Here is a 25,029-nt window from a genome sequence, read left to right on the forward strand (position 1 = left end):
AATCTGGAGTCTCTCGATAAGGTTCGCCGCCCAATCGATCCGCGTGCATGCGCCTCAAGCGCGCACCGCCGGGGCGGCGCGAACAAGCCGTCGTCACCGACTCGAGCGTGGTCAAACTTGGCTCTCTCGACCTGCGTCAATGCAATCGGACGGCGCTCCAGTCAGCACACGAAGCACCCTCCCCAGGACAAGCAGCAGCCGCCGCCCCAGCCCCATCCGCCGCCACAGCCGCAACCGCCGCAGCCTCCAAAGCCACAGCCTCTGCCGCAACCCCTGCAGCCGCCATGCCCGCAGCCGCCGCAGCCTCTAAAGCCGCCGCCGCAGCCACGTCCGCCGCAGCCGCGTCCACCACAGCCGCCGCCGTGGCAACCGCAGCCGCCTCGAGCGAGTTGTATCCCTGACTGCGCTCCGAGTTGTTCCTTGTCAAAGAGGTGGAACGTCGCGAGGCTGACGTCGGAAATCTCTTCCTCACCGAAATTGAGGACCTGAAACGGCGCCATATTCACCTGCGGCATCTCGGCTGCCGACCCGCTGGCCGACGCCGCCAAAGACGCCCCCGCGATTCCGAGCACAGATGCAACCTTGCTTGGGCGCTTCAACTTTAAATTGCGTTTCGCTTGCGGCATGGCAGAGTTCCTCCTCTCTGACTTACTTCAAACAATTGCCTGACGAATCCACGGCATCCATAGCACCCTTTCCACGCGTGGAATAGAGTTGATGCGACCCATCGCGGTCCCAGACGGCGGCTCGATCAGCTTCATCGATGGCTCCGCGCCACTCGGATTTGCAACGCCGGAGGGGCCTTCGACGCATCTCTCCAAATACGCGATTTCGGCATCGCCCTGATCAATCTTTTGAGAAGTCCCGCGACAACCATCCAGGGTTGCGGCCGGGTCGGATTCATATCTGCGCTTCCGCCTTACGCTAAGGGCCGTTAACGACACGGTCTGGTCGAGGGCCGCAAGCCGCTGTCCGTCAGGATCGTCAACCGATTGATGAGATGCGTTTGTCTAGAAGAGAGCGGGAACGCGGCGAAGCTATTTGAGACGCTCTCGATGGTAGCCAAGCAGCAATCAGTGCGCTGAGCTTTTTTGCTGAGCGGGTGCGAGCGCGCGCCAAGCTTAGTAGGTCGCGCCTTAAAAGCAAACGCGCAAGGGAACCTTTCAACTTCTCCGCTCTTAGCCCCGCCTGGTCGGGGAAACTGCGCTCCCAGTCACGCTAAACGCCAAGGAGTTTCTTATGGACATCGACAAGGACGAGGTAATCTCGACGTTGAACGCTCTGCTTCAAACGACGAAAGACGGTGAGGAGGGATTTCGCACCTGCGCGCAGAACGTCAGAAGCACGGCGCTTAAGGCCGTTTTTGAGACGGCGGCCACGAGATGCGACGAGGGGGCGGCGGAACTTAAGACAAAGATCCGCGGCCTGGGTGGGCAACCAACTGAAAGGGGGTCGACGTCAGCGTTGCTTCATCGCGGCTGGACAAATCTTAAAGCGTCCATCGTAGGAATGGATGATCACGCTGTGCTCGTCGAATGCGAACGCGGCGAAGACGCCGCAAAAGGAGCTTACGAAGCGGCGCTCAAAAAAGATTGCCCCCCGATATAAGAACAATCGTCGAGCGCCAATTCAGAGGCGTAATGGAAAATCACGACCGGGTGCACAACCTTCGCAACGCAGCGGCGTGACCGTAAGCGACAATTGGCGACGACATATCGCAGAGCTATGAGCCCGGGTTGCATCCTTTCGGGGGAGGCATTGCGCTTGCTTGGGAATTACTCGATCCCTAATGTGGCGCGTAGTAGCCGTCCAACGTATGCCGCGTCGGGCGTAGCCTCTGCAATAACATTTCCTGGGACATTCATGGCGCTGGTCAAAAGAGCCGTCCTCGATCGCAAAGGGATTGAGGCCAAGGCGGCGAAAGTCGAAACGCCATCGCCTGAGATGGGTGCGGAAAAGGCTACGGTCAGGGGTCGCACGCAGACTCGCGGCCGAGCCACAAAAAAAAGCGCCCTCGACCGCATCGGCATAGCGACGGAAGAATTAGGGAGCGGCGTCGCAGAGGCCGCAGCCGCCGCGGAGGAGCTTCGCCGGGCGCTGGAGCAGATTTCCACCGCCGCGGAAGAGGCTGCCGGCGCGTCCCAGGAATCTCTGGCGGCGATCACGGCGCTAAGCGGGGCGTTCGCCGAAGCGCGAAATCGCGCGACGGACGCGCGAGGCCGCACGGACGCCTTACGAGCCTTGCTCGCCGAGGCGGCGACGCATATCAAGACATCGGTTGCGGCGGTCGAGGCCAACGCCGCTCGCCAGATGGCCTCCATCGACTTGATCGTCGCCCTCGAACGGCACGCCGGGAATATCGGCGACATAACGCACGCGGTGGCGGAGCTTTCCGATCAGACCAACCTATTAGCTCTGAACGCCGCCATTGAAGCGGCCCGGGCCGGCGACCACGGGCGAGGCTTCGCTGTCGTCGCGGACGAGGTGCGCACGCTTGCCGGGATGACGGAGAAGCGCTCTCGCGAGGTGCAGAACTTGGCGCGGAGCGTAGGCGACGAAGTCCGGTTACTGGCGGAACAGATTCGCGAGGCGGCGACCGTTGCTGCGAAGGAGGCTCAAACCGCGGGGCACATCTCCGCCGATCTTGACGACATTCGGCTTGGCATAACGACACTGGCGGAAGGCAGTCAGACTATTTTGACTGCCTCTGTTCAGGTGGATGGGGCCGCCAAAGAAGCTCAGCTTGCCGCCGAAACTGTCGCCGGCGCCGCTGAACAGCAGGCCGCCGCCGCCGCTGAAGCGCAACGCGCCGTTCATCAGCAAAGCAGCGCGCTCGATCAGAGCCAGCGGACGGCGCAGTCGCTCGCAGCCTTGGTGGAGGGCTTGCGGTCAAGAGAGAATGCCGGCCTCGCAGTCGAACAGGTAAGCGCCGCCGCCGAGGAGCTGTCAGCGACCTTGCAAGAATTGTCCGGCGCGGCGGGAGAGATTATGGCCGCAATCAATCAGATCGGTCGAGGCGCCCAAAGCCAGGCGGCGGCGACCCAAGAAGCCAACGCGGCCATCAGCCAGATCGCCGCGGCGGCGGCCGCCGTCGGCGAGAGCGCAAGGCTCGCGGTAGGGCGCGCCGAGGCCGCAGGCTCCGGGTTCAAGGAGAACCATAAAGCAATTGACAGGCTGACCGCTGGGGTTGAGACCTCCCTGCGTGAAAACCGTCGTGTTTTCAGCCTCATTGGACCACTCGAAGACTCCGCCGGGCGCATCGAGAAGATCGTTGACGGCATAACTCTTGTCGCAGTGCAGATTACTATGCTGGCCGTGACGGGCTCGGTCGAGGCGGCTCGAGCCGGCGATTTTGGCCGCGGGTTCGCGATCGTGTCTGGCGACATTCGGAGCTTGGCGCAGCAGTCGTCGGACAATGCTGATCGCGTGAAGGATCTGATCCGCGCCATAAGATCTCAGATCACGATCGCCCGTCGGGATCTGGAGCAGATCGTGACGGCCTTGGAAGGGGAGCTCGATAAAAATCGCCTGGTCAACGATCGGCTGGGCGTCATCGAATCCCATTTGGCGCTGGTGCGCGAGGCCAATCTCGAGATCTCAAAAGGAGCGGATGCAGCGTTGACATCGGTGCGAGAGGTGGTGGCCGGAACACAGCAGGTCGCAGCGGCAGCGGAAGAGACCAGCGGCGCTGCAACGCAGGCTGCGTCATCCGCCAAGCAACAGGCGCGCGGCGCCGAGAGCCTCGCGGCGGCCATCGAAGAGATCGCCTCGCTGGCCGAAGTGCTGCAAACGTCGGGCGCATAGCCATGACCCAAGGGGCGCCCTCCGATGGCCTGCGCGTCCTCAACGTTCGGGTTGGGGCGACTCGCCTCGCCCTGCCGGCGAGCGATGTGGCTGAGATATTTAAAAATCCCCGCGTGACGCGCGTGCCCAATACGCCGCGCAGCGTCGTCGGCGTCGCCAATCTGCGGGGAGCCGTGGTGCCGGTGCTATCCCTGGCCCGACTGCTAGGCCAGGAAAGCCCGGCGACGGAAGGTCAAGGGACCGAAAGCCAGGCGACGATCTCGGCGTCGCGCGTTCTTCTTATCGGGGACGCAACGATCGGTCTGATCGTCGACGAAGTGTCCTCGCTCTCGATGCGGACGAATGCCGCCGGCCATCCGTCGAGCGCTGCGCGTTTGTTTATCGACGACGATGGCGCGGTACGGATCGTTGATCTTGAAAGCCTGATCAAATCTCAATTCGGGGCGATCGCCCAACGCGTCGAGGCCAAAGCGGTTCAAGGCGCGGCGCGAGCGCCGGCGGCAACATCCTCCGACGAGGTCGCCATGCTTAGCTTCACTCTTGCCGATCAAGCCTATGCGCTTCGGCTCGATCATGTAAGCGAAGTGATGGCGGTCCCGCCCCATATAGCCTCCTTGCCTCACGCGGACGTCGCGAGCCTCGGGGTCATTGCCTCGCGCGATAGGCTTCTGCCGTTGGTCTCCCTGCGCGCCCTTCTCGGCTTTTCGGGCGACCCAGCCGATGCGCCGTCCAAACACGTCATCGTCGCCAAGATCGGCGACTCCCTGATCGGGCTTGTGGTCGACGCTCTGAGGGTCGTGTTGCGGGCTCCGAAGGCGTCCATCAGCCCGGTGCCGACTGTGTTGAACCGCGGAAACGGCGAAGCGCGGATCGAGTCCATCTATCGCCTTGGCAGTGGGCAGGGACTGGTCGCCATCCTCTCGCCCGACCGGCTGTTCGAGGATGAGGGCCTCGCGCAGATTCTAGCAGATGAATGTCAGAGAGGCTCCGACATGAACGCCGAACGCCAGCATGCCGCAACGGAGCAGGTTATCGTCTTCCGGCTCGGCGAAGAGGAATATGGCCTGCCTATCGCCGCCGTGGACGAGATCGTCGCGCTGCCGGATGCCTTGACCCGGGTGCCGCGCGCGCCAGCCTTCATCGAGGGCGTGATGAACTTGCGTGGAAAGGTTGTTCCGATCATTGACCAGCGCAGGCGCTTTGCGGTCGGGGGCGACGACTTCGCCGGCCGCAAGCGCGTGATTGTCGCCACCATCGGAGATTTGCAGGCCGGATTCATCGTCGATAGCGTGTCAGAAGTGCTGAGCTTTGCGCCGGAACGGCTGCAGCCCACGCCCGATTTGCGCTCGGAAAGCAGTCGCATGTTCGATCGAATCGCCAATGTGGAAATCGACGGGCGGATGATCCTGCTCATTGATCCGCATGAATTGCTCGACCGGGCGGAGCGCGACCTGCTCGCCGCCGTGACCAAGCCTGACATGGGATTGCCCGCGTCGTGATTAGGCTGCTGGTCGTCGATGATTCCGCCCTGATGCGCCGCTTGATGAGCGAGGTGTTTACCGAGGCAGGCGATTTCGAGATCGCGTTTGCGCGAGACGGCCTCGACGCGCTCGCTCAGCTCGAGAGCTTTAAGCCGAATGTCATTACCCTCGATGTCCAGATGCCGAATATGGATGGTTTAACTTGCCTCGACCGCATTATGTTGGAGCGGCCTTGCCCCGTGGTGATGATTTCTTCATTGACCCAGGCTGGCGTGGAGACGACGCTCAAAGCGCTAGCCATGGGCGCGGTGGATTTTATCGCCAAGCCGGACGGCGCGATCTCTCTGAAGATCGATGAGCTTGCGCCCATCTTGGTCGACAAGGTGCGACAGGCCGCGAAATCGCGGCCGCGAGCCGCCCACAGACTTGCCGAGCGCGTCCGACTGCGCAGCGGCGCGACCGCTACAGCGCGGCCGGCAACGCGTCGTATAGCGCCAAAAATTGCGGTCGAGCCGCTGCAAGGGACAGACAACGGCGAGGCCGTTGTGTTGATCGGAACGTCGACCGGCGGCCCCGCGGCGCTGGATGCGCTGCTCTCAAGTCTGCCGGCTGATTTCCCTTGGCCGTTGGTTGTCGCCCAACATATGCCGGCGACCTTCACCGACGCGCTGGCGCGTCGGCTCGACAGGCTGTGCGCCTTGGATGTCCTTGAAGTCCGGCGTCCGACGCCGCTGGTCCGCGGGCGCGTTTATATTGGTAAAGGCGACGCCGACGTGATTCTCGGCGCACGGCCTGAGGGCCTCGTTGTGTTGGCCGCGCCGTCCTCTGCCGAGTTTCGATGGCATCCCAGCGTGGAGCGTCTGGTCATGAGCGCTCTCGCGCATGTCCCAGCCGACCGCTTGATCGGCGTCATGATGACTGGCATGGGCAACGACGGCGCCGCCGCCATGGCTCAAATTCGGCAGGGCGGGGGCCATACCATCGCTGAGGCGGAAGAATCGGCCGTGGTATGGGGGATGCCCGGCGAATTGGTCAGGGCCGGCGGCGCCGAGTTTGTCGTCCGTCTCGACGAAATCGCCGATCGGTTATTGGACTTGGTTGCCGCCGCCGCGGAGGTTGACGAGACATGACCCTCTCTCCGCTCGGCGTGGACGCCATCGGCGGCCTCTCCTTGAGCGCCACGGACCTCGAGCGGCTTTGCGACTTTCTGTATCGGCGGACGGGGATGCTCTTCGGTGAGAGCAAGCGGTACTACATTGCTCGCCGCTTGGCCGAACGAATGGTCGAAACCGCGACAGACACTTTCTCAGCTTATTTTGCGTATCTGAGAACCGACGCGCTTGAGGCCGAACGGCTGGTCAACAGTTTTACGGTCAACGAGACCTATTTCTATCGCGAGGACCACCAGCTGCGCTGTATGACCGCGTCGCTTCTCCCGGCGATCGTGGCGAAGCGAAATCCCGGCGACCGCGTTCGGATCTGGTCGGTTCCCTGCTCGACAGGAGAGGAGCCTTATTCCATCGCCATTTGGTTGCTGGAGAACTGGGCGATGGTCGATGCTTACAATATCGAGATCGTGGGCTCGGATATCGACACGCGCGTCTTGGACGACGCCCGAAGGGGCGAGTATGGCGAGCGCGCCCTTTCGCGTTTGCCCGGCAAGATTATCGCCGATTATTTTGAACCTCTTCCGGATGGCAAACGACGGATCATTCAGGATCTGAAAGAATCGGTGGCGTTCAGGGCCGCCAACCTCGTTGATGCGGCCACAACAGCGCCGGAGGGGCTGTTCGACATTATCTTTTGCCGCAATGTCCTGATCTATTTCGATGAGGCCTCGAGAATTTTGGCGGCGCGCAATATCTACGCGAGCCTCAATCCGGGCGGTTTTGCGTGTCTTGGCCATAGCGAGTCGATGACCCGCATCGTCGACAGCTTCGTCGTCCGCCGCTTCGACGACGCACTCGTCTATCAGCGCCCTGAAGAGACAGTCTGATGGACGACCTGCTCGAACAGTTTGTGATTGAAGGACGCGAATTGGTGCTGCGAGCGAGCGAGGATCTGCTGGCCCTTGAAGAACAGCCAGACGATCTCGCCGCGATTGATAGCGCGTTTAGAAGCGTCCACACCCTTAAGGGTTCAGTCGGTCTCTTCGACTTCGCGCCGTTTGCGGCCATGCTCCGCGCGGCCGAGGATCTGCTTGGCGCCGTGCGAGACGGCGACTTGGCGCTTGATGAATCCGTTGTGGGATATTTGTTCGGCTGCATCAACCAGACGGAGCGCTGGCTCGACGCAATAGCCAGTACAGGCCGCCTTCCCGCGGACGCGGAGGATGAGGGAGGAACCCTGACGACTGCGCTAAGCGCCGCCCTGGCGCGGTCGGCGCCCGACGCTAGTCCGCGAGCAGATACTTCTCTATCCGCGAATGATGATTGGATTGACCGGCTCTTGGCCCGCTCGGCAACGTTGCCGGTCGGAGATGCGGGCGTATTGGTTGCGATCCACTATACCCCGGATCCCGATTGCTTCTTCAGAGGCGATGATCCGGTTGCAATCGTCAAGAAAACTCCCGGCCTCGCCGGATTGCGCATTTCCTCGCGCGAGCCGTGGGAAAGCGGCCCCAATTACGATCCTTTCACCTGCAATCTTGTGATAGATGCGCTTTCGACGGCGCCCAAAACTGAGGTTGCGACGGCCTATCGTTTTGTGGCGGACCAGGTGCGGATCGTTGAGATATCCCGTCGCTCAGCCACATCCCAGCCTGCGGCGGCATTGGAATTCCCCGGCAGGACCCTTCGAATCGACCCCCTCCGAATCGACGCCCTTGCCGACATTGTCGATGAACTGATCATCGCCAAGAATGGCTTGTCCCAACTGGCCGCGGAGGCGGAAAGCGGAGCTATGGGTCAGGCGTTGGCTCTCAGCATTCGCGATAGTCAAACTCGCATTGGTCGGTTATTGACCGGCCTGCACAATGCGGTGACGAATGTCCGGCTCGTTTCGCTCAACACGGTCCTGCGGAGGCTTCCGCGGATGGCTCGCGATATTGCGGGCAAACTCGGCAAGAATGTCGACTTTTTCCTCCAGTGCGACGATGTGGAAGCCGACAAGTCCATCGCGGATGGCCTTTTCGAACCGCTGCTGCATATCGTACGAAACGCGATCGATCACGGAGTGGAGGCTCCCGCGCGGAGGGTCGAAGTTGGCAAGCCCGCTCGCGGAGCCGTTCGGCTCTCGGTTTGGCGTGCGGGCGACCAAATCATTATCGAGGTGATAGATGACGGGCAGGGCATCGATACCGCCCGCATCAGGGAAGTCGCACGAGAGCGGTCTATAATGCCCAAAGAGGCGATCGACGCTTTAAGCGATGAAGAGGCGATCGATTTTGTTTTCGCGCCCGGTTTCTCGACGGCCGCGGCGGTCTCAGACATTTCAGGCCGTGGCGTCGGAATGGACGCGGTGCGCGCGGCCGTCAATCGTCTGGGCGGGCGCGTTTCCGTTGACAGCGCGCCTGGGAAGGGCACGACGGTTCGATTAACTCTTCCGCTCGTCTTGGTGATGACGCAAGTCACGGTGGTCGCATCGGGGGGGCAACGATTCGGCGTTCCCATGGATGCGGTTGTCGAGATTGCCCGCGTGGCGAGCGACAGGATCGTCCCTATCCGCGAAGGACGCGCCTTTGTGCTGCGCGACCGGGTCGTTCCGCTATTCAATCTGGCGGATCTACTGGGGCAGGACGCCGCGCCGCGCGTTGGCGGCGATATTAAGGTTCTCATCGTGCGAACGGCCGATGACGTGGCGGGAGTGGCGGTCGACCAGTTCGTGGATCGAATGGACATCCTTTTGCGCCCAATGAAGGGATTGCTGGCCGGCATGCGCGGCGTCGTCGGAACGACTTTGCTGGGAGAGGGTTCCGTGCTGATGGTTTTGGATTTGCCGGGGCTAATCGGATGAGCCTGCAACTAGAGGGAGCGATCATTCATCTCATCGGCGAGTGCCGCGTCGAGGACGCTGAAGCCTTGCTCGCGCTGCTGAGGGCCGACGGCGCTCGAGCGCTGGATATGAAGGAATGCACTTGGCTTCATACTGCCGTGCTCCAGGTTGTGCTTGCATTCCGCCCTGCGATCGCCGCACCCTGTGAGGAGAGTTTCATGGCTAAATGGATTTTCCCGGCCTTTGCAGACTTATGATATAAGCCTTTTGCCCTGCGTCAGGACGGCGTGGCTAAGACGCAATTAGCCGCTAACACATTGGCCCAGACATCGCTGGAGCGCGTTAATGAAGACTACTATTCTGATCGTCGATGACAGCAAATTAGCGCGCATCGTCATCAACAAAACGATCACCGCTCTTCAACCCGAGTGGAAACGGATCGAGGCCGCCAATGCGGAGGACGCTCTGGTTTTATTGCAGAGCGAGACGGTTGATATAGCTATTCTGGACTACAACATGCCTGGGACGAATGGCTTGGCGCTGGCGGAAGACTTGCGGGCGCGTTTTCCGCAAATGCCCATTGCGGTCGCCACCGCCAATCTCCAAGAAGAGATTATCGCTCGTGCGCGCGCCGCGAACGCTGCATTCGTCCCCAAGCCCGTCACAGAGGACGGTTTGCGCGGCTTTATTTCCGGCGCCGCGCTGCAGCTGCGTGCGGCAACCGAATGACCCTATCGCCGCAGTTGCTAGGGGAGCTGGAACGCGACGCGCTTACGGAACTCGTCAATATTGGCGTCAGCCGGGCGGCCTTGAGCCTGCGCAAGATGGTTGGCGATCAAGTCCTTCTTTCAGTGCCGTCTGTTGAAGTTGTCAATCGCCCGACCGCATTGACCATGATCCGGGAACGTGAAAGCGACCAGCTTGTCGCAGTCCGTCAGGATTTCGGAGGGGCCTTTGCGGGACGCGCTTTGCTCATCTTTCCAGAAGCCAACAGCCTGGAGCTCGTTCGCGCCGTCGCGGGCGGCGAGCTTTCCCCAGCAGAGATTATCGAGATAGAAGACGAAGCTCTCGCGGAGACCGGGAACATCGTCTTGAACGGGTGCTTGGCGACGATGGCCAACATGCTGCAGAAACCGGTTTCTATGTCGTTGCCCGAAGTGATCCGCGGCACCGTTCAAATCCTGTTCGAGCTATCCGAAGAAATCCCGCATGACGGCATTGTTCTCTTTCTCTACATTAATTTTTCGATTAGCGACCGCAACATCCGCGGCTATATCGCCATGCTCATGGATCTTCCGTCCCTTAGCGCACTCAAAGTACTGATTAACGACTTCATCGAACGCGTCGCCGGCCCCGAAGGGATCGGCTATGGCGATTGAACCAACCGGCGATCTCAAGCGTTAACTTGGTCATGATAAAGGGCGACACCATTTTAAATGCCTTGGGCGATGCCTTTTTGGCGTTGCCCAAGCAGCTTCGGAGTTTGGCTGGTCCGCTGTTGGACGCTCTTGCTATGTCGAACATCCCGCTGGCGGTCGCCGATGCTTGCAGCCGGGACTATCCTATCGTTTTCGTCAACGCGGCGTTCGCAGCGCTTACCGGTTACGATTCCGACGATGTCGCGGGGGGCGACCTCCGGCTCCTGGGAAACCTCGACGTCGGTCTCTCCAAGATTGCTGCAATCAACAATGCGCTCGCCGCCGGGCAAACAGTGAACGCCGACTTGCAGTCCAGCCGGAAAAATGGCGACTTATTTTGGAATCGCCTCAGCATCGCGCCAATCCGGGATGAGGCTGGCGCGGCAAAGTTTTTACTCTCAACTCAAAGCGACGTCACAGCGGAATATAATCGGCGCGAAATCGAGGATAAGCTGGCTGATAGTCGGCGTGAATTGGCTGATATCGAAGCCAACGCGCGATTGAGCTGGACCGTCGCCGGCCTCGTCGGCGCCTGGGAATGGGATATAGCTTCGGGCCGGCTGTTTGCGGACGTGCGTTTTTCCAAGCTCTGCGGTCTTCCGCCAGCAGAAGCTGCCGCCGGCCTGCCAAGCAAGTCCTTCTTCGCCCATATCCATCCCGACGACGTCCTGAGGACGCGCATCGCAGTGGCGGCGGCCTTGCAAGGCGCCGAGGTTTTCTCCCGCGACTATCGCATATTGGGGGCGGACGGATGTGTTCGATGGGTGTCGGCGCGGGGACGCTCCCACCTCGGAGCCGACGATCGGCCAGTCCGATTCACCGGCGTCGTGACGGACATCACCGACCAAAAGCGCATCGAGGAACAATTACATCTCGCCCAGACGGCCGGCGGCGTCGGCACATTCCAATATGAGACCGGCTTTGGCACTGTGGATGTCTCTGAGCAGTTCTGCCGGTTGCTCGGGCTGCATCCATCAACAGTCCTGCCTGTCCGGACCATTAACTCCGTCGTTCATCGCGACGACCCCGCTATCATAGGCGGCGCGGAGGCGCTTTCGACAGACGGCCTATCCTATAGCGAGTTTCGCATCCGGCGCCCTGATAATGGCCAAGAGCGTTGGCTGGCGCTGCGTGGACAGCTTCATTGCGAAGCCGGAGGACGCCGATTTATCGGCGCTATCTATGACGTTACAGACTCGAAGCTCGCGCAGGAGAAGCTTCGCGAGCTTAATCAGACCCTTGAAAGTCGAGTGCAGGAACGGACCCAGGAACGCGATCGGGTTTGGAACCTTTCGCGCGACCTCATCCACGTCTGCAGCGCGGACGGCGTCCAGCGAGCGGTTAATCCGGCCTGGACGGAGTTACTGGGTTATGCGGCGGAAGAGCTTGTCGGTGCGCGGTTCGAACGATTCGTTCATCCCGACGACAGGGCTCATGCTAAGGCGATCTTCGATAGTTTAGCGGCAGGCGGCCGCGCAAAGCCGTTTGATCTGCGGCTGCTAGCCAAGGACGGCAGCGCGCGTTGGATCAATTGGACTATTACGGCGGACGACGATGCGTTCTATTGCGTCGGTCGCGACATCACCGAGCGAAAGCAGCTTGAAGATGAACTGCGACAGAGCCAGAAAATGGAGGCTGTCGGCCAGCTCACCGGCGGCATAGCGCATGATTTCAATAATCTGCTGACCGGCGTCATCGGCAGCATGGATATTATTCGGCGCCGCATCGCAGATGGACGCGTTCAGGACATTGGACGATTTGTCGATGCAGCGACGACATCGGCCCAAAGCGCTGCGGCGCTTACTCATCGACTGCTGGCGTTCTCACGACGTCAGTCGCTCGACAATCAGCCCATCGACGTGAATCAGTTGGTCGCATCGATGGAGGATTTGTTGCGACGTACTCTCGGTGAGCAGATCGTTCTCCAAGTCGAGCTCCGCGCTGGAATTCGTCCGGCCATGACCGACGCCAATCAACTCGAAAGCGCGGTGCTGAACTTGGCGATCAACGCTCGCGACGCCATGCCTGAGGGCGGAGTGCTTACAATTGAGACCAAAGAGTTGAAGCTGGACCGCGCCTACGCCGAGAAGCACGACCATGTGCAACCTGGCGATTACGTTGCAATCAGCGTCCGCGACACCGGATCGGGAATGTCCGAGGATGTCGTAGCTAAGGCCTTCGATCCGTTCTTTACGACTAAACCCATCGGTCAGGGTACGGGGCTTGGCTTGTCGATGATCTACGGCTTCGCTCAACAGACTGGCGGTCATGTCACGATCTCAAGTAAGCTTGGCGAGGGCGCTGAGATCAAGCTCTATCTGCCGGTCTGTCACGGCGACGCGGTCCGCGCAGAGCCAGGCGCCAACGAAGAAGGTCCTTCCGGCTCCGGCGAGCACGTCTTGGTGGTCGAGGACGACGCCTCGGTCAGATTGATTGTCCTCGACGTTCTGCATGAGCTTGGATACGCGGCTCTTGAGGCTTCTAATGGCATCACCGCTCTTTCAATCATTCAATCTCCCGCGCCGATTGACCTTCTCATTACAGATGTCGGATTGCCCGGTCTGAACGGACGTCAGCTTGCCGAGATTGCCAGACAGAGCCGCCCGAACCTTCCAATCCTGTTCATGACCGCCTACGCGGCGAACGCCGCTGTCCGGAATGACTTTCTGGGCAAACGCATGCACATGGTGACCAAACCCGTTTCGATGGACGTGCTGGCTCTGAAGATACGGGAAATTATCGAAGCCCGGGGCTAGCCGCCTTCGAACTTTTGGAGCCAATTCTCGGACAGTTCCTCGGGCGCGAAATCGCGCCCGCTCCCGGCCTCTTCAGCGCCGCAAGCCATTCCTTCCCTCACGGATTCGCAGTTTGGACCGTAGATATCGGCGTTTGGGTCGTTTGGTCATAAACGCAAAGGGCAGGGGACCGACCGCCATCGCAAGGCAGAGTTACGTGAAGGCCGCCAGAAAGGTTCGCGTGCGCCTATCGTCCCTCTGTCTTCGGAAATATAAGCCGTAACCGAAATTTGAGTTGATTTGGAAACGTTCGTTTCTTATAGAGAGCCATGCCGCGCGACGCTTCATCATCCCGACTCCTCCCCCGCGGTCCCGGGCGTCCGCGCGAGTTCGACATAGACGAAACGCTCGATAGGGCTGCGCAGGTGTTCTGCGAGCGCGGCTATCACGCTACTTCAATCGGCGACCTGACGGAGGCCATGCAATTGGCCCAAGGCAGCGTCTACAAGGCGTTCAAGGACAAACGGGCCGTGTTCCTCGCGGCCTTCGACCGCAACAAAACCGTCCGGCGCGAGAAGCTTCAAAAAATTATCAATGCCGGCGAGACGGGGAGAGATCGAATCCGCGACGTTTTGATTTTCTACATGGAAGCCTCGCATGGAGCAGAAGGGCGACGGGGCTGTCTCCTGGTCGGCAGCGCGGTGGAGCTCGCGATCTTCGATGACGAGGTTGGGCAGCGCATCGCCGTCGCCCTGGATCAAAGCGAGGCGCTGTTGCGCGAATTAATCCGGCAAGGGCAGGCTGATGGCTCGATTGCTTCGCAAATCGATAGTGCGGCCGCCGCCCGGCTGATGCTCTGCTTGCTGCAAGGGATGCGGGTGGTCGGCAAAACCGGGCGCAGACGCAAAGACATGGCGGCGGTGGTGGAAATAGCGATGAAGACGCTTGTCTGATTTATTTGCCTATTTTGGAAATGATCGTTTTCTTTTTGGGAGAGATGCGTGACCGCCGTGGCCGCCGACAACGAGCCTGCCGAACGAACGGTTTTTCCTTGGACGACGCTTCTGTTCGCGTCGGCCTGCTTCTTCGCGGGCGCCGGGATCGGCTCGGTTCTGGGTGGTTGGACCTTTGCAAAGGGAGGATGGCCGCTCACCGCGTGGGTCGGCTTCGCCTTCTCATTTCTAGCGCTAGCGTACTTCGCGACGGAGTAGTTCTCCCGCAAGAAGGCGAGCCCTCCTTGGCTCTAACCCACTCATTCAGCTGCCCATCCAGAGACTCTAGGAAACAAAATGTCGAACCAGCCATATCCCTCGCATGCATTGATTGATGGGGTCGAAATCAGCGAGCTCGAGTTGCTGCGGTACGAAGTGAAACGCGCGCGGATTGCCGCTTTACTTCTCTACCAAAAGATGAGCGCACAGGGAGTCGCCAAGCTGTTGAAGAACGAGATATCGACCATGGAGCAGATCGAGCACAAGTGGTTCGAACAGTCGGCTGATGAATGGACGGGCTCGATCACGGAGATCCGCGTGAATGGCGGCGGCGCGGGCGGTTTTCTGAAGTGGTTCCAAGACCGCGTGGCCTCCAATGACGAGGCGATGATGTTCAATGCTCATCCCGAACATTACGCGGTGGTCAAAGCGCTCGATGATAGCGTATCGATATTGGAGACCATAGGCGGGTGGAAGCTCCCTGGTCTTATGTATGCGCGGTTCACCCAGGACGAGCGAGACGCCGTCGAAACGCCCGACCCCGCGCTGCCCGTTCGCCTGATCGGTTATCTTGTGTCCGAGGATGGCGAGGCGCGAGGACGAGTGCTGCACCAGTTCGGCGACACTTCCTATGGCTTCCGGGCGAGGCTTGGCATTTACTGGCCGGCGAAGGCCGATCCCGACATGATCAAGGGCCATCAGTGGCATTTGGCCTGCGAGTTTGTGAATTGGACGCGGATGTATATCGAATCGCTTTGCAAATAGGGCGCCGCGGCGGCGAGTGTGTTTGCGGCGACGAAACACGACGCCGGCTTACTCGAGGTGGGTTTTGAAGAAGGTCGCGATGTGGGCGATGGCGTCGAGCCCGTCGGGCGTAGGGCCTATTGTAGGCGCCACGCTGAGCGCCTTCGAGGACATAAAGGTGGGACTCCGCGCCGAGCTTCAGAAAGAAGCGTTCCATCGCCGTCGACCTTGGTAATTTCCGCGGAAAGCTCCTGTAAGCGGGGTAGAGCGAACCGCTCAGATGTTGATCTCGACGCCGGTCAGTTCCTCGGAAACCGTCCACAAGCGGCGACCAGCTTCCTGGTCCCTGGCGGCCGGCAAGACATAGGCGTCTTTCACCGTGCCCTTTAGCTCGTAGAAGCCGTCCGGCCCGTAGTAGCCGCCGCTGATCGCTTGCTCCGAAGTTGCCGCGAACAGGGTCGGCAGCGCGCCGTCGTGCGCCGAGTGGCTGAGTAGCGGCTTTAGAATGCGCTTGCTAATCCCAGCCAGGACTCCAGTTTCACCGGGACCGTTGGCGATCAATTCGGTTCGCGCAAATCCAGGGTGCGCCGCATTAGCTCGAAGCTTCCAGTGCGCCTTCCGGGCTCGACGATCGAGTTCGAAGGCAAACATGAGCATGGCAATCTTCGATTGGGCGTAAGACGCCCAGGTTCGATAGCGCTTGGTCCACTGCAAGTCGTCGAAATGGATAGCGCCCTGGCGATGAGCGAGACTCGATACATTGACGATGACTGGCTTTGATGAGGCCCTGATCAGCGGCAGCAGCCGTCCAGTCAGAGCGAAATGGCCGAGATAGTTGGTCCCAAATTGCAGTTCGAAGCCATCCGCCGTCTCACGACGCTTGGGCGGCGTCATGACTCCCGCGTTGTTGATCAGAAAGTCGAGGCGCTGGTGCTGTTGGCTGTAGGCGTCTGCGAAGGTCTTTATCGACGCCAGATCCGCCAAGTCGACTTGGCCGAAGGCGATTGCCGCCTGCGGGACTGCCTTGGCGATGCGCGCGACCGACTCATCTCCTTTAGCCCTATTGCGCCCGGCCAGGACAACTGTGGCGCCGGCCTTGGCAAGGCTGAGAGCGGTTTCATAGCCAGGGCCGCCCGTGCCGGTGACAACGGCGAGTTTACCATCTTGGCGCGGCATGTTCGCGTCCGTCCATTTATACATGAGGCATCCATCCGGGCTCTTAGAAATTCATTAGATATGCAATTATAGCATATTTGCAGTAACTGCAAGTTTTTTTGAGAGGCCGCCAAATTCGCAATTTCGCGCTTATGGCGCATTCAGACGGCGCGATGATTCGCGTCTGCGCGAGGCGGCCGATAGGCGCTGAGGAAAGACGACAACGACGGCTGATGACTGGGCGTGACCTCGCCGATGATCACGACGGCTTCCTTATCGGCCGGTTAGACCGCTCGCTACAGACGGCGCGCGCGTTTCAAGACGGTCGTGACGAACTGCTGCGCGACATCGGTGACGCCTCGTCTGCGACGATAGTAAATCCGATCAGGGCCGCGACCTGGCGTTCAAGCCGAATCTCGCGGCTTGGGCCGGGGCGCCGTTTTCTTCGCGCTAACGGGCGCGGCGTGTCTGTTCTTGGCGCGCGAGGTTTGTTTGGGGTTAGCGATAGATCGAGCGACCTGCCTCCGCAGGCGCGCAAAAGCGTCTTCGATATAGCGCCCAGGCTTCGTCTCACCGCCGCCTTCAAGCCATAGGGTTTGGGCGACTCGGAAGGCGCCCAGGGCGATCATCGCAATCAGGCGAGCGTCGAGTTCTGGCAGGTCAGGTTCGCGGGCGCGGAGCGCGTCGGCCAATCGGACTTCAAGCGCATTGGTCTTGAGTTGATCGCGCGCCCGGAGCGCCTGCGTCTCCTCGATCATGCGAGCGAGGCTCAGAGCCTCTTTGTGAGGCATGTCCTGGACGGGAGCATGAATCGCATTGGCTGCAACGGTGAACGCATCTTCCTCGATAGGCCGTGCGGCGATCATCTGCAACAGCCGGTCGCCCCCAGCATCCTGCCAGGCGAATACAAGCGCTTCCTTCGAGCCGAAGTAGTTGACGAGGGTGCGAGGCGCCACCTCCGCCGATTCGGCGATTTCCGCCAAGGTCACGCCGTCGAAGCCCCGCTCGCGAAAAAGGATCATTGCGACATCGGTAATCCGCTGGCGGATCTTGATCGCCTTGCGCTCACGTAGCCCCATTGAGGGCGCTTCAGGCGATTTGGCGTCCTCGGTCGTTTCCACAGCGTCCCATTGTCCCTAGTCAGCCACCGGCCCGGCGCGCACCCAGCGCGAGAGCCCCATGCTGGCCGCAAATTGCAAATATGCATTGCTAGCATAAAGATCCTGGATCGGTAAGCTCACAACGCGGCCTCAGTGGTGGGGCGATCGATCGGCAAGGCGCGAGCTCAGGGCTTAACGGTGGCTAGATCCTCGACATCCCAAGGGCGCTTCGCGCCCCAAATTGCGGCGAACCCTGGCTGCAGCAGCCGAACCGCTCCGCCTTCGCCCTTTAGCCAATTCTGATCTTCCGCATATTGAATTGCAGCGCGGTACTCTGCCCCGCCCCATCCCTTGGTGAAAAGTCTGATGCTCACGTCGCTGGCCATTAAAGCCCGTCCTGGCGCGATGTTATGAAATCGGAACACCTCAAGCATCGACTTGGTGCATTCTCGCGGAGACGATTCATTAGTCACTGTATGCGTCATCGAATGGGATCCATGACTCCCTAACTTGAGACGTTTCGAAAAGTTGCCGAAAGGCCGCCAAAAGGACTGCGGCGGCGCTCATCATGACTTTATAAGAACCGAGACGGGGAGCGTCGCGAAAATTTCCTCCAGCGGCAAAGCGGCGTCGCCGCCTTTGAACCTGCGTTTGGTAAAGACATCGGTCCAGCATCCCATTGGCAGGACCGCCCCGGCGTCACCCCAATTCGGGTCGGCCTCACGCAGGCCTGGATGACGGGCGACGAATACGGCGGCTGCAACGGGCTCGGCCTCGCGCATAAAACCAAGAACAAGATTGGATTTTTCGCCGCCGACCGCCAGTGGTTCATAGCTCCCATTTGCAAACAGGATTTCCTCACGTTTGCGAAGGTCAAGAAGCAGCGCCGTCACGGCCAGTTTAATGTGGCCGTCCTGCCAGCGGCTCCGCAGGTTGCGCATCGCGATGTTGGGATTTTCAACAATCATCGGAAGGACGGCGCTCAGAGCCTGCCGGCGCACGTCAAAGTCGATCGGACGACGGTTGTCCGGATCAACAAGGCTAAGATCCCACAACTCGCAACCTTGGTAGATGTCCGGCATGCCAGGTGCAGTAAGTTTAAGCGTTACCTGCGCCAAACTATTGTCGACGCCCAGCCGAGCCACATGCCGCGCGAAAGGCAGAAAGCTTGACAGAAATGCTGAACTATTAGCGTCGAGAGTGGCCATAGCGAGGGACTGCATCGCATTTTCGTAGTCGACATCAGGCGCCGACCAGGATGAATGAACCTTAGCCTCACGCATCGATTTCTGCAGCGCTCCCTTGACGCGAGCGGCATAGGCTTCGAGCCCAGATACGTCGAGCTTCTCTAGCAATTCAACCGGACACGACCCGACGAGAAGCTGGTAGAGCAGATATTCATCGTTGCGGTCTGGCGGCGCATCGTTTTCGATGTCGCCAAGGCGCGCCCGCAGCAGTCGGCTCCAGATCTGCACCTGCCGCGCCCATTCATCCGGCAAGTCAGACAGCGCTGCGAGCCGCGCCCGCACATCCTCGCCACGCTTGGTATCGTGCGTCGACGTCGCAAGCATGGCATGCGGCCAGTTCTTTGCGCGCTCCGCGTTGACTTTGTGGAATCCCGAGGCGGAAATCCCGAAGCGTTGTGGATCGCCCCCTACCTCGTTTAGCGCCACGAAGCGGTTATAACGATAGAAGGCAGTATCCTCGAGCCCCTTCGCCATAACCGGCCCGCTGTATTGCTGCAGCTTCATCGAGAAACGAAGTATGCCGGCGTGGCTGAACCCGCTCTTTGGCTCCGCGGTAAGCTTGCCAGACAACGCCCCGCCGAGAAAATCAAACACGGTGGGGTCAATGGCCGAATCAATGCGGCGAGCCCGAGCTAACGCCCAATCCAGATAACGGCGATCGGCTTCGTCGCTGGCGGAATCAAACTCTATATAAGTGCGGTAGACAGGAAAGCAGGCGACGAGCTGCTTGATTGCCCGTTGCAGGATCTGCCGCGTGAAATCCGCGGTCATTGGGTTTTGACGAGCGACGCGAGCGGCGTCGCGACCGAGCGTGTGGAGTTCGCTCGCCATCTCGTTCTCCATGATTCGAATCTTCGATTCATAGACAATTTGAGAGAGCGATCTGTCTGATCCGATGAAATTGCGGTAGGTCTCAGTGAAGCTTTTTTCCGCGGCTGGGTTGACCAATACGCCCAGAACCAGATTGGCGAAGTCGTAGCCGGTAGTTCCTTCTATCTTCCAGTCTGGCCGCAACGCTTCATGCGAGGCGAGGATTTTTTCCACCACAAGATAAAATGGCCTCCTCACGGCCCCCCGCAAGCAATCGAGATAGGCCTTTGGATCCAGCAGTCCATCTATGTGGTCGATGCGAAGGCCGTCAAGAACGCCTTCCTCGATCATCGGCAGGATCAGCGCATGCGCGTGCCGGAACACAGCCGGTAATTCCATGCGCAGAGCTGCAAGGTCGTTGATATTGAAGAATCGGCGATAGTTGATGTCGTCACCGGCGACGCCAAAGTAGGCAATGCGCCAGAACTGTCGCTGAATAAGCGCATCCAGCGCTTTCCAGTCGCCATTGAGAAATGCAATTGATTGCTCGAGGGCGGACTTGGCCTCAGGCTGTTCGCGAATCAATGTCGCGAGTTTCGTCTTGAGCACGACCGCGCGCTCTTTGATTTCGGGACGCCAGTGCTTCAGGTCCGAAAACGTATCGCCGATGTAGTCGAGGTCGGAGTTCTCGTGGCCCAGCACCACGTGATAGTCCAGTGGGCAGATCGGCAGCTTGTGTGCGTCGTAGGCCCAAACGGCGAGACCGCCTTCATCTGGGTCGAATTTTATCTTGAGCTTGCCGCTCTCGAGTTCGACGCCATATTGGTCGCCGAGGAACGGAACGAGCACCTTATTGTGCAGATATCTATTGTCAGGGTCCCAGTCGATGTCGAACCATCCGGCATGGTCTGCATCGGGCCCCCATTCCAGGACGTCCAGCCACAAAGGATTGTCGGCGCCGCCGACGCCCATGTGGTTCGGTACAAAGTCGAGAATCTGGCCGAGACCTGCCTCCGCAAAGGCCGCCGACATATTATGGAAATCCTGCGCGTCGCCGAGCTCTGGATTGAGCGAAAGATGATCGGTGATGTCGTAGCCGTGCGTGCTGCCAGGCCGCGCTTTGAGGTAGGGTGAGGCATAGACGTGGCTGACGCCAAGTTCAGCAAGATAAGGGGCGAGATGGGCGGCGTCCGCAAAGCGAAACCCCGCGTGAAATTGCAGACGGTATGTAGCGCGGGGCGTCATCGCGTCGTCTCCACGCACCAGCGGACCGACCACGGCCCAAAAACGATTCCCGTATCGCCTTCAGACCATATGACGCGTCCCGCCGCCGCAGGAAATTCGATGTGCGCTTTGGATAGATTAGCCGAAAGCGCCAGAACCTCGCCAAGACCGGCCGACCATCGAACGTCTACGGCGCCATCGCCATGGACGACGCTCTCGCCGCCACATTTGATCTGCTTTAGCAGCGGCGCGATCTCCCGGCGGCGGACCGAGATCAGGTCGCGGTATCGCGCAATGTGTGAGGCATCGACGAGATCCCAATCCAACTTAGCGGATCGGAACGTTGCTTCCGCCAACGGATCAGGAATGCGTTCGCGTTGCCTTGGATCGGCGAATTCCGGAAAGCGGGCGAACTCCTGGCGCCGCCCGTCGCGAATGGCGTCGGCGAGATCATTATCGAAATCGCAGAAGAATGGAAACGGCTGCCGCGCGCCCCACTCCTCGCCCATGAAGATCATCGGCGTCTGAGGAAGCAGCAGATATATAGCCGAAAGGGCGCGCATGACATTGGCGGGCGCAATCATCCCGAGCCGCTCGCCAAAGGCCCGGTTGCCGATCTGATCATGATTTTGGATGAAGGCCACAAATGCGCCCGGAGGCAGGAAGGCGGAAGGTTCGCCGCGCGGCGAACCACGGTAGGACATCATCTCGCCTTGATACGCGAAACCTTCAGCGAGGGCCTTGGCGAGAAAATCAGTCCGGCCCTCGTAATCGGCATAATATCCAAAACACTCGCGCGTGGCTGTGGTGTGCAAGACATGATGGAGATCATCATTCCATTGCGCAGTGTAAAGCGTCACCGCGCAACCTTCGCGCTTGAGACGACGAGCGTCATTATCTTCGTTTTCGAGCAGCAAATGAATCGGACGGCCGGCGAAGGCGCGTGCGCGCTCGGCGAGTTCATCGAGGAGATGTTTCTCGCTTTCGTCGACGATAGCGTGAACGGCATCGAGGCGTAGCCCGTCAAGATCGAACTCCTCGAGCCAATAGAGCGCATTGTTAATGACGAATTCCCGCACAGGCCTGCAGTCGTCATAATCATAGTTGATTGCCGCACCCCAAGGCGTGTGGTGAGTGTCCGTGAAGAAAGCCGGAGCGTATGCCGGGAGGTAATTGCCATCCGGCCCAAAGTGATTATAGACAACGTCGAGCAACACCGCGATGCTCCGAGCGTGGGCGGCTTCAACTAAAGCTTTGAGGTTCTCCGGACGGCCGTAAGAGGAATCCGGCGCGTATAGCAAAACGCCGTCATAGCCCCAATTACGCCGGCCTGGGAAATCCGCAACGGGCATGATCTCGATTGCGGTGACGCCGAGAGCGACCAGGTGATCAAGCTTTTCGATCGCGGCGAGAAAAGTGCCGTCCTCCGTGAAAGCGCCGATGTGGAGCTCGTATAGAACAAGGTCCTCCCAGTTTCGGCCGCTCCAGTTCTCTGTCCACTCGTAGCCGCCGGGGTCTATGACTTCGCTGGGACCATGGACATCGCGCGGCTGAAAACGCGAGGCGGGATCCGGCACCCGCCGGCCATCGGGCAAAACATATTGGTATAGCGTCCCGGGCCTTGCTTCGCCGGTCAGGAGTTCATACCAACCGCCTGGCAATTTCTTCATGGGCAGAAGCGCGCCGGCTTCATTGAGGAGGACGCATACGCTTTCGACGCCTGGAGCCCACAGGCGGAAGCGGACCACGCCGTTCCGCTCCAAATTTGCTCCGCCTTGCGCCCGGTGGACCCGCGTCGTCACCCCCCGGTCGCCCTTGTTTCTTCGGGCACTAGCGCGAATAGCAGGAAAGACCACGCCGCGATTGCATATTTATGTCCAAAGCTGAAGGTCTGGTTCTCCAGCTCTTCCATCTCCCCGGAGACATCGGTGTCGATCATCAAGGTCCAGCGCTGGTCTGAACCGCCCTGGCTTGGAAGGATAAAGTCCGCGTTGTCATGCCAAGCGTTGAAGATCATCAAGATTGTCGCGTCCTCCCCGCGCTTGCGGATGCCGGTCGGTTGCGCGCGGCCATCGAGCATGAGGCCGAAGCAAGAGGCGCCGGATTCCCAGTCGCCGGCGCTCATCTCACCGCCTCCGGGGTTAACCCAGGTAAGTTCCTTTATATCGAGTTCCTCATTATACGCATCAGTCAGGAACCGACCACGACGCAAAATCGGAAAGCGGCGACGTAGGGCGGTTAATCTGCCAACGAAGCGGATCAGGGATCGCTCATTGTCCCCAAAGCTCCAATTCACCCACGAGATATCGTTGTCCTGGCAATAAGCATTATTATTGCCCTTCTGAGTGCGGCCGAATTCGTCCCCCGCCAGCAACATTGGCGAGCCTTGGCTCAGCAGCAACGTCGCCAGCATATTGCGACGCTGGCGGCCGCGAATGCAATTGATCTCGGCCTCGTCGCTCGGCCCCTCGACGCCACAATTATCCGAGCGATTGTCCGAGGAGCCGTCCTTGTTATCCTCGCCGCTAGCCTCATCGTGCTTGTCGTTGTAGGTAACGACGTCATTGAGCGTGAAGCCATCGTGGGCGGTGATAAAATTCACCGAAGCCCAAGGCTTGCGACCCTGATGATTGAACGTCGCCGGCGACGCCAGCAACCGAGGCGCGAGATCCGCGGCCTTGCTGGCGCCTCGCCAAAAATCGCGGACCGCGTCGCGAAACTTGTCATTCCATTCCGCCCATCCTGGCGGAAACTCTCCGACTTGATAACCGCCGGGACCGCAATCCCACGGTTCAGCGACAAGCTTCACGGCGCCAAGCACCGGATCCTGGCTGCACGCTTTGAGAAAGCCTGATTGATTGTCGAAGCCGTTCGGTTCGCGGGCGAGAATGGTGCCGAGATCAAAGCGGAACCCATCGACATGCGTCTCATTTACCCAATAACGCAGGCTGTCGGTGACCATCTGAATCACTCGCGCGTGGGAGAGATTGACGGTATTTCCGGTGCCCGCATCATTAATGTAGAAGCGCTTCTGATCAGGGAGCAATCGATAATAGGAGGCGTTGTCGATGCCTTTGAACGATAAGGTCGGTCCGCGCTCATTGCCCTCCGCTGTGTGATTGTAGACTACGTCAAGGATGACTTCGAGATCGGCTTCGTGAAATCGCGCCACCATTTCCTTGAATTCGCGAAGGCAGTTTGCGCGATCTGACGCGTAACGAGGATCTGGCGCGAAGAAGCCGATCGTATTGTATCCCCAATAATTGGTGAGACCTTTTTCGAGAAGGTGACTATCGTTGATAAAGCTGTGAATCGGCAGCAGCTCAACCGAGGTCACGCCAATCGACTTGATGTGGGCCAAAACATCGGCGGAGCCGAGGCCTGCATAGGTGCCGCGCAGATGCTCATCGACGTTGGGATGCAGCTTTGTGTAGCCGCGCACGTGAGTTTCGTAAAATATGGTTCTATCCCAAGCGAGAGGCTTACGTTGGGGCTGGCCGCGCCAGTCAAAATTTGGATCAACGATGATGCACTTGGGTACAAACGGCGCGCTGTCGCGCTCATCGAAGGATAGATCCTCGTCCGGGTGGCCGATCGAGTAGCCGAAGATCGCGGGGTCCCATTGGAGATCGCCCATGTGAGCGCGGGCGTATGGGTCAAGCAGCAGCTTCATTGGATTGAAGCGGTGCCCGGCATCCGGCTCGTAGGGGCCGTGAACGCGATAGCCGTAGACTTGGCCTGGCCCGATATCAGGCAACCAGCCATGAAAGATCTGGTCTGTATACTCTGGCAGCGTCACGCGCTCAAGTTCGGCGCCTCCCCCAGCATCAAATAGGCAAACCTCAACCTTCAAAGCATTTGCCGAGAAAATCGCGAAGTTCACTCCCCGGCCGTCCCAACATGCGCCGAGCGGATAAGGCAAGCCTTCGCGGACGCGGCTCTTGATATCGTCCCCCATCTGCTCCTCCCCAAGTGGTGAGCTTTCGTAACCCTGAACTCGGCCCGTAGGTTCCCGACTTTCTCTGCCGCATATTCTCGAAGTTTTTCCCGCTCCGCGAGCTCTTCGTTGGACAGGCGCGCGTCGGTAAGTCCGGCTGCGGATCATCGGATTGAAAGGACCGGATTTGAGCGGCCTTTGAAACGCGCGGCCGGCTTGAACCTTTCACG

The 25,029-nt window shown here is 59.8% G+C and carries 20 protein-coding genes and 1 pseudogene; 14 read left to right on the forward strand and 7 right to left on the reverse strand.

The window, feature by feature from the left end:
* Positions 1–136 precede the first annotated feature (136 nt).
* The gene (locus tag WDN46_10580; GenBank protein ID MEJ0093861.1) at positions 137–427 is read right to left on the reverse strand and encodes a hypothetical protein; all 291 of its coding nucleotides are present in this window, start codon (positions 425–427) and stop codon (positions 137–139) included.
* Between the two features lie 290 nt (positions 428–717).
* Here WDN46_10580 and WDN46_10585 point away from each other — a divergent pair, with 290 nt between their 5' ends.
* The 14 genes and pseudogenes from WDN46_10585 to WDN46_10650 all read left to right on the forward strand — a co-directional run bounded on the left by WDN46_10585 (position 718) and on the right by WDN46_10650 (position 15,347).
* On the forward strand, positions 718–846 hold the full coding sequence (locus tag WDN46_10585; GenBank protein MEJ0093862.1) for a hypothetical protein: 129 nt from the start codon (positions 718–720) through the stop codon (positions 844–846).
* Positions 847–1,239: 393 nt separating this feature from the next.
* Positions 1,240–1,608 carry a PA2169 family four-helix-bundle protein gene (locus tag WDN46_10590; GenBank protein MEJ0093863.1) on the forward strand — a complete coding sequence of 123 codons (369 nt, stop codon included), beginning with the start codon at positions 1,240–1,242 and terminating at the stop codon, positions 1,606–1,608.
* Between the two features lie 255 nt (positions 1,609–1,863).
* Positions 1,864–3,804, forward strand: coding sequence for a methyl-accepting chemotaxis protein (locus WDN46_10595; protein ID MEJ0093864.1), 1,941 nt, complete (start codon positions 1,864–1,866; stop codon positions 3,802–3,804).
* A 2-nt stretch (positions 3,805–3,806) separates the two neighbouring features.
* The gene (locus tag WDN46_10600; protein MEJ0093865.1) at positions 3,807–5,303 is read left to right on the forward strand and encodes a chemotaxis protein CheW; all 1,497 of its coding nucleotides are present in this window, start codon (positions 3,807–3,809) and stop codon (positions 5,301–5,303) included.
* Entirely contained in the window at positions 5,300–6,415 is a 1,116-nt protein-coding gene (gene cheB, locus WDN46_10605) for a chemotaxis-specific protein-glutamate methyltransferase CheB (GenBank protein MEJ0093866.1), read from the forward strand. The genes WDN46_10600 and cheB overlap by 4 nt, the downstream gene beginning before the upstream one ends.
* On the forward strand, positions 6,412–7,281 hold the full coding sequence (locus WDN46_10610) for a protein-glutamate O-methyltransferase CheR (GenBank protein ID MEJ0093867.1): 870 nt from the start codon (positions 6,412–6,414) through the stop codon (positions 7,279–7,281). The genes cheB and WDN46_10610 overlap by 4 nt, the downstream gene beginning before the upstream one ends.
* Entirely contained in the window at positions 7,281–9,239 is a 1,959-nt protein-coding gene (locus tag WDN46_10615) for a chemotaxis protein CheA (protein MEJ0093868.1), read from the forward strand. Before WDN46_10610 ends, WDN46_10615 begins: the two co-directional genes overlap by 1 nt.
* Positions 9,236–9,475 (forward strand): hypothetical protein, encoded by a 240-nt coding sequence (locus tag WDN46_10620; protein ID MEJ0093869.1) that lies wholly within the window; start codon positions 9,236–9,238, stop codon positions 9,473–9,475. Before WDN46_10615 ends, WDN46_10620 begins: the two co-directional genes overlap by 4 nt.
* 88 nt (positions 9,476–9,563) lie before the next feature.
* Positions 9,564–9,947, forward strand: a complete 384-nt coding sequence (locus WDN46_10625) for a response regulator (protein ID MEJ0093870.1) — start codon at positions 9,564–9,566, stop codon at positions 9,945–9,947.
* Complete coding sequence (locus tag WDN46_10630; protein ID MEJ0093871.1) at positions 9,944–10,597, forward strand: chemotaxis protein CheX; 654 nt, start codon at positions 9,944–9,946, stop codon at positions 10,595–10,597. The genes WDN46_10625 and WDN46_10630 overlap by 4 nt, the downstream gene beginning before the upstream one ends.
* Positions 10,598–10,659: 62 nt before the next feature.
* Positions 10,660–13,392: a PAS domain-containing protein gene (locus WDN46_10635; protein MEJ0093872.1), complete on the forward strand. Its 2,733-nt coding sequence runs from the start codon at positions 10,660–10,662 to the stop codon at positions 13,390–13,392.
* Positions 13,393–13,700: 308 nt separating this feature from the next.
* A complete protein-coding gene (locus WDN46_10640) occupies positions 13,701–14,324 on the forward strand; it encodes a TetR/AcrR family transcriptional regulator (protein MEJ0093873.1) in 624 nt (207 codons plus the stop codon).
* A gap of 123 nt (positions 14,325–14,447) precedes the next feature.
* Positions 14,448–14,582 (forward strand): annotated as a pseudogene (locus tag WDN46_10645) (MFS transporter).
* Between the two features lie 78 nt (positions 14,583–14,660).
* On the forward strand, positions 14,661–15,347 hold the full coding sequence (locus WDN46_10650; GenBank protein ID MEJ0093874.1) for a hypothetical protein: 687 nt from the start codon (positions 14,661–14,663) through the stop codon (positions 15,345–15,347).
* 255 nt (positions 15,348–15,602) lie between these two features.
* Here WDN46_10650 and WDN46_10655 read toward each other — a convergent pair whose 3' ends face one another.
* The 6 genes from WDN46_10655 to glgX all read right to left on the reverse strand — a co-directional run bounded on the left by WDN46_10655 (position 15,603) and on the right by glgX (position 24,820).
* Positions 15,603–16,526 carry an oxidoreductase gene (locus WDN46_10655; GenBank protein ID MEJ0093875.1) on the reverse strand — a complete coding sequence of 308 codons (924 nt, stop codon included), beginning with the start codon at positions 16,524–16,526 and terminating at the stop codon, positions 15,603–15,605.
* A gap of 359 nt (positions 16,527–16,885) precedes the next feature.
* Positions 16,886–17,602, reverse strand: a complete 717-nt coding sequence (locus tag WDN46_10660) for a helix-turn-helix domain-containing protein (GenBank protein MEJ0093876.1) — start codon at positions 17,600–17,602, stop codon at positions 16,886–16,888.
* A gap of 164 nt (positions 17,603–17,766) precedes the next feature.
* A complete protein-coding gene (locus WDN46_10665) occupies positions 17,767–17,955 on the reverse strand; it encodes a hypothetical protein (GenBank protein MEJ0093877.1) in 189 nt (62 codons plus the stop codon).
* Between the two features lie 192 nt (positions 17,956–18,147).
* Positions 18,148–20,883, reverse strand: coding sequence for a malto-oligosyltrehalose synthase (treY, locus tag WDN46_10670; GenBank protein ID MEJ0093878.1), 2,736 nt, complete (start codon positions 20,881–20,883; stop codon positions 18,148–18,150).
* A complete protein-coding gene (gene treZ / locus WDN46_10675; protein ID MEJ0093879.1) occupies positions 20,880–22,664 on the reverse strand; it encodes a malto-oligosyltrehalose trehalohydrolase in 1,785 nt (594 codons plus the stop codon). The genes treY and treZ overlap by 4 nt, the downstream gene beginning before the upstream one ends.
* Positions 22,661–24,820, reverse strand: a complete 2,160-nt coding sequence (gene glgX / locus WDN46_10680; GenBank protein ID MEJ0093880.1) for a glycogen debranching protein GlgX — start codon at positions 24,818–24,820, stop codon at positions 22,661–22,663. Before glgX ends, treZ begins: the two co-directional genes overlap by 4 nt.
* Positions 24,821–25,029 lie beyond the last annotated feature (209 nt).

Origin of the sequence: Methylocella sp. (assembly GCA_037200525.1) — a bacterium.
GTDB lineage: Bacteria > Pseudomonadota > Alphaproteobacteria > Rhizobiales > Beijerinckiaceae > Methylocapsa.

What these genes read in the sequence shown, in the direction of transcription:
- WDN46_10650 (MEJ0093874.1), top strand. Translation starts at nt 14,661, where the DNA reads ATGTCGAACCAGCCATATCCCTCGCATGCATTGATTGATGGGGTCGAA.
- WDN46_10620 (MEJ0093869.1), top strand. Translation starts at nt 9,236, where the DNA reads ATGAGCCTGCAACTAGAGGGAGCGATCATTCATCTCATCGGCGAGTGC.
- WDN46_10625 (MEJ0093870.1), top strand. Translation starts at nt 9,564, where the DNA reads ATGAAGACTACTATTCTGATCGTCGATGACAGCAAATTAGCGCGCATC.
- WDN46_10655 (MEJ0093875.1), bottom strand. Translation starts at nt 16,526, where the DNA reads ATGTATAAATGGACGGACGCGAACATGCCGCGCCAAGATGGTAAACTC.
- WDN46_10595 (MEJ0093864.1), top strand. Translation starts at nt 1,864, where the DNA reads ATGGCGCTGGTCAAAAGAGCCGTCCTCGATCGCAAAGGGATTGAGGCC.
- WDN46_10600 (MEJ0093865.1), top strand. Translation starts at nt 3,807, where the DNA reads ATGACCCAAGGGGCGCCCTCCGATGGCCTGCGCGTCCTCAACGTTCGG.
- WDN46_10585 (MEJ0093862.1), top strand. Translation starts at nt 718, where the DNA reads ATGCGACCCATCGCGGTCCCAGACGGCGGCTCGATCAGCTTCATCGAT.
- WDN46_10610 (MEJ0093867.1), top strand. Translation starts at nt 6,412, where the DNA reads ATGACCCTCTCTCCGCTCGGCGTGGACGCCATCGGCGGCCTCTCCTTG.
- WDN46_10640 (MEJ0093873.1), top strand. Translation starts at nt 13,701, where the DNA reads ATGCCGCGCGACGCTTCATCATCCCGACTCCTCCCCCGCGGTCCCGGG.
- WDN46_10590 (MEJ0093863.1), top strand. Translation starts at nt 1,240, where the DNA reads ATGGACATCGACAAGGACGAGGTAATCTCGACGTTGAACGCTCTGCTT.
- WDN46_10615 (MEJ0093868.1), top strand. Translation starts at nt 7,281, where the DNA reads ATGGACGACCTGCTCGAACAGTTTGTGATTGAAGGACGCGAATTGGTG.
- WDN46_10630 (MEJ0093871.1), top strand. Translation starts at nt 9,944, where the DNA reads ATGACCCTATCGCCGCAGTTGCTAGGGGAGCTGGAACGCGACGCGCTT.
- glgX (MEJ0093880.1), bottom strand. Translation starts at nt 24,820, where the DNA reads ATGGGGGACGATATCAAGAGCCGCGTCCGCGAAGGCTTGCCTTATCCG.
- treY (MEJ0093878.1), bottom strand. Translation starts at nt 20,883, where the DNA reads ATGACGCCCCGCGCTACATACCGTCTGCAATTTCACGCGGGGTTTCGC.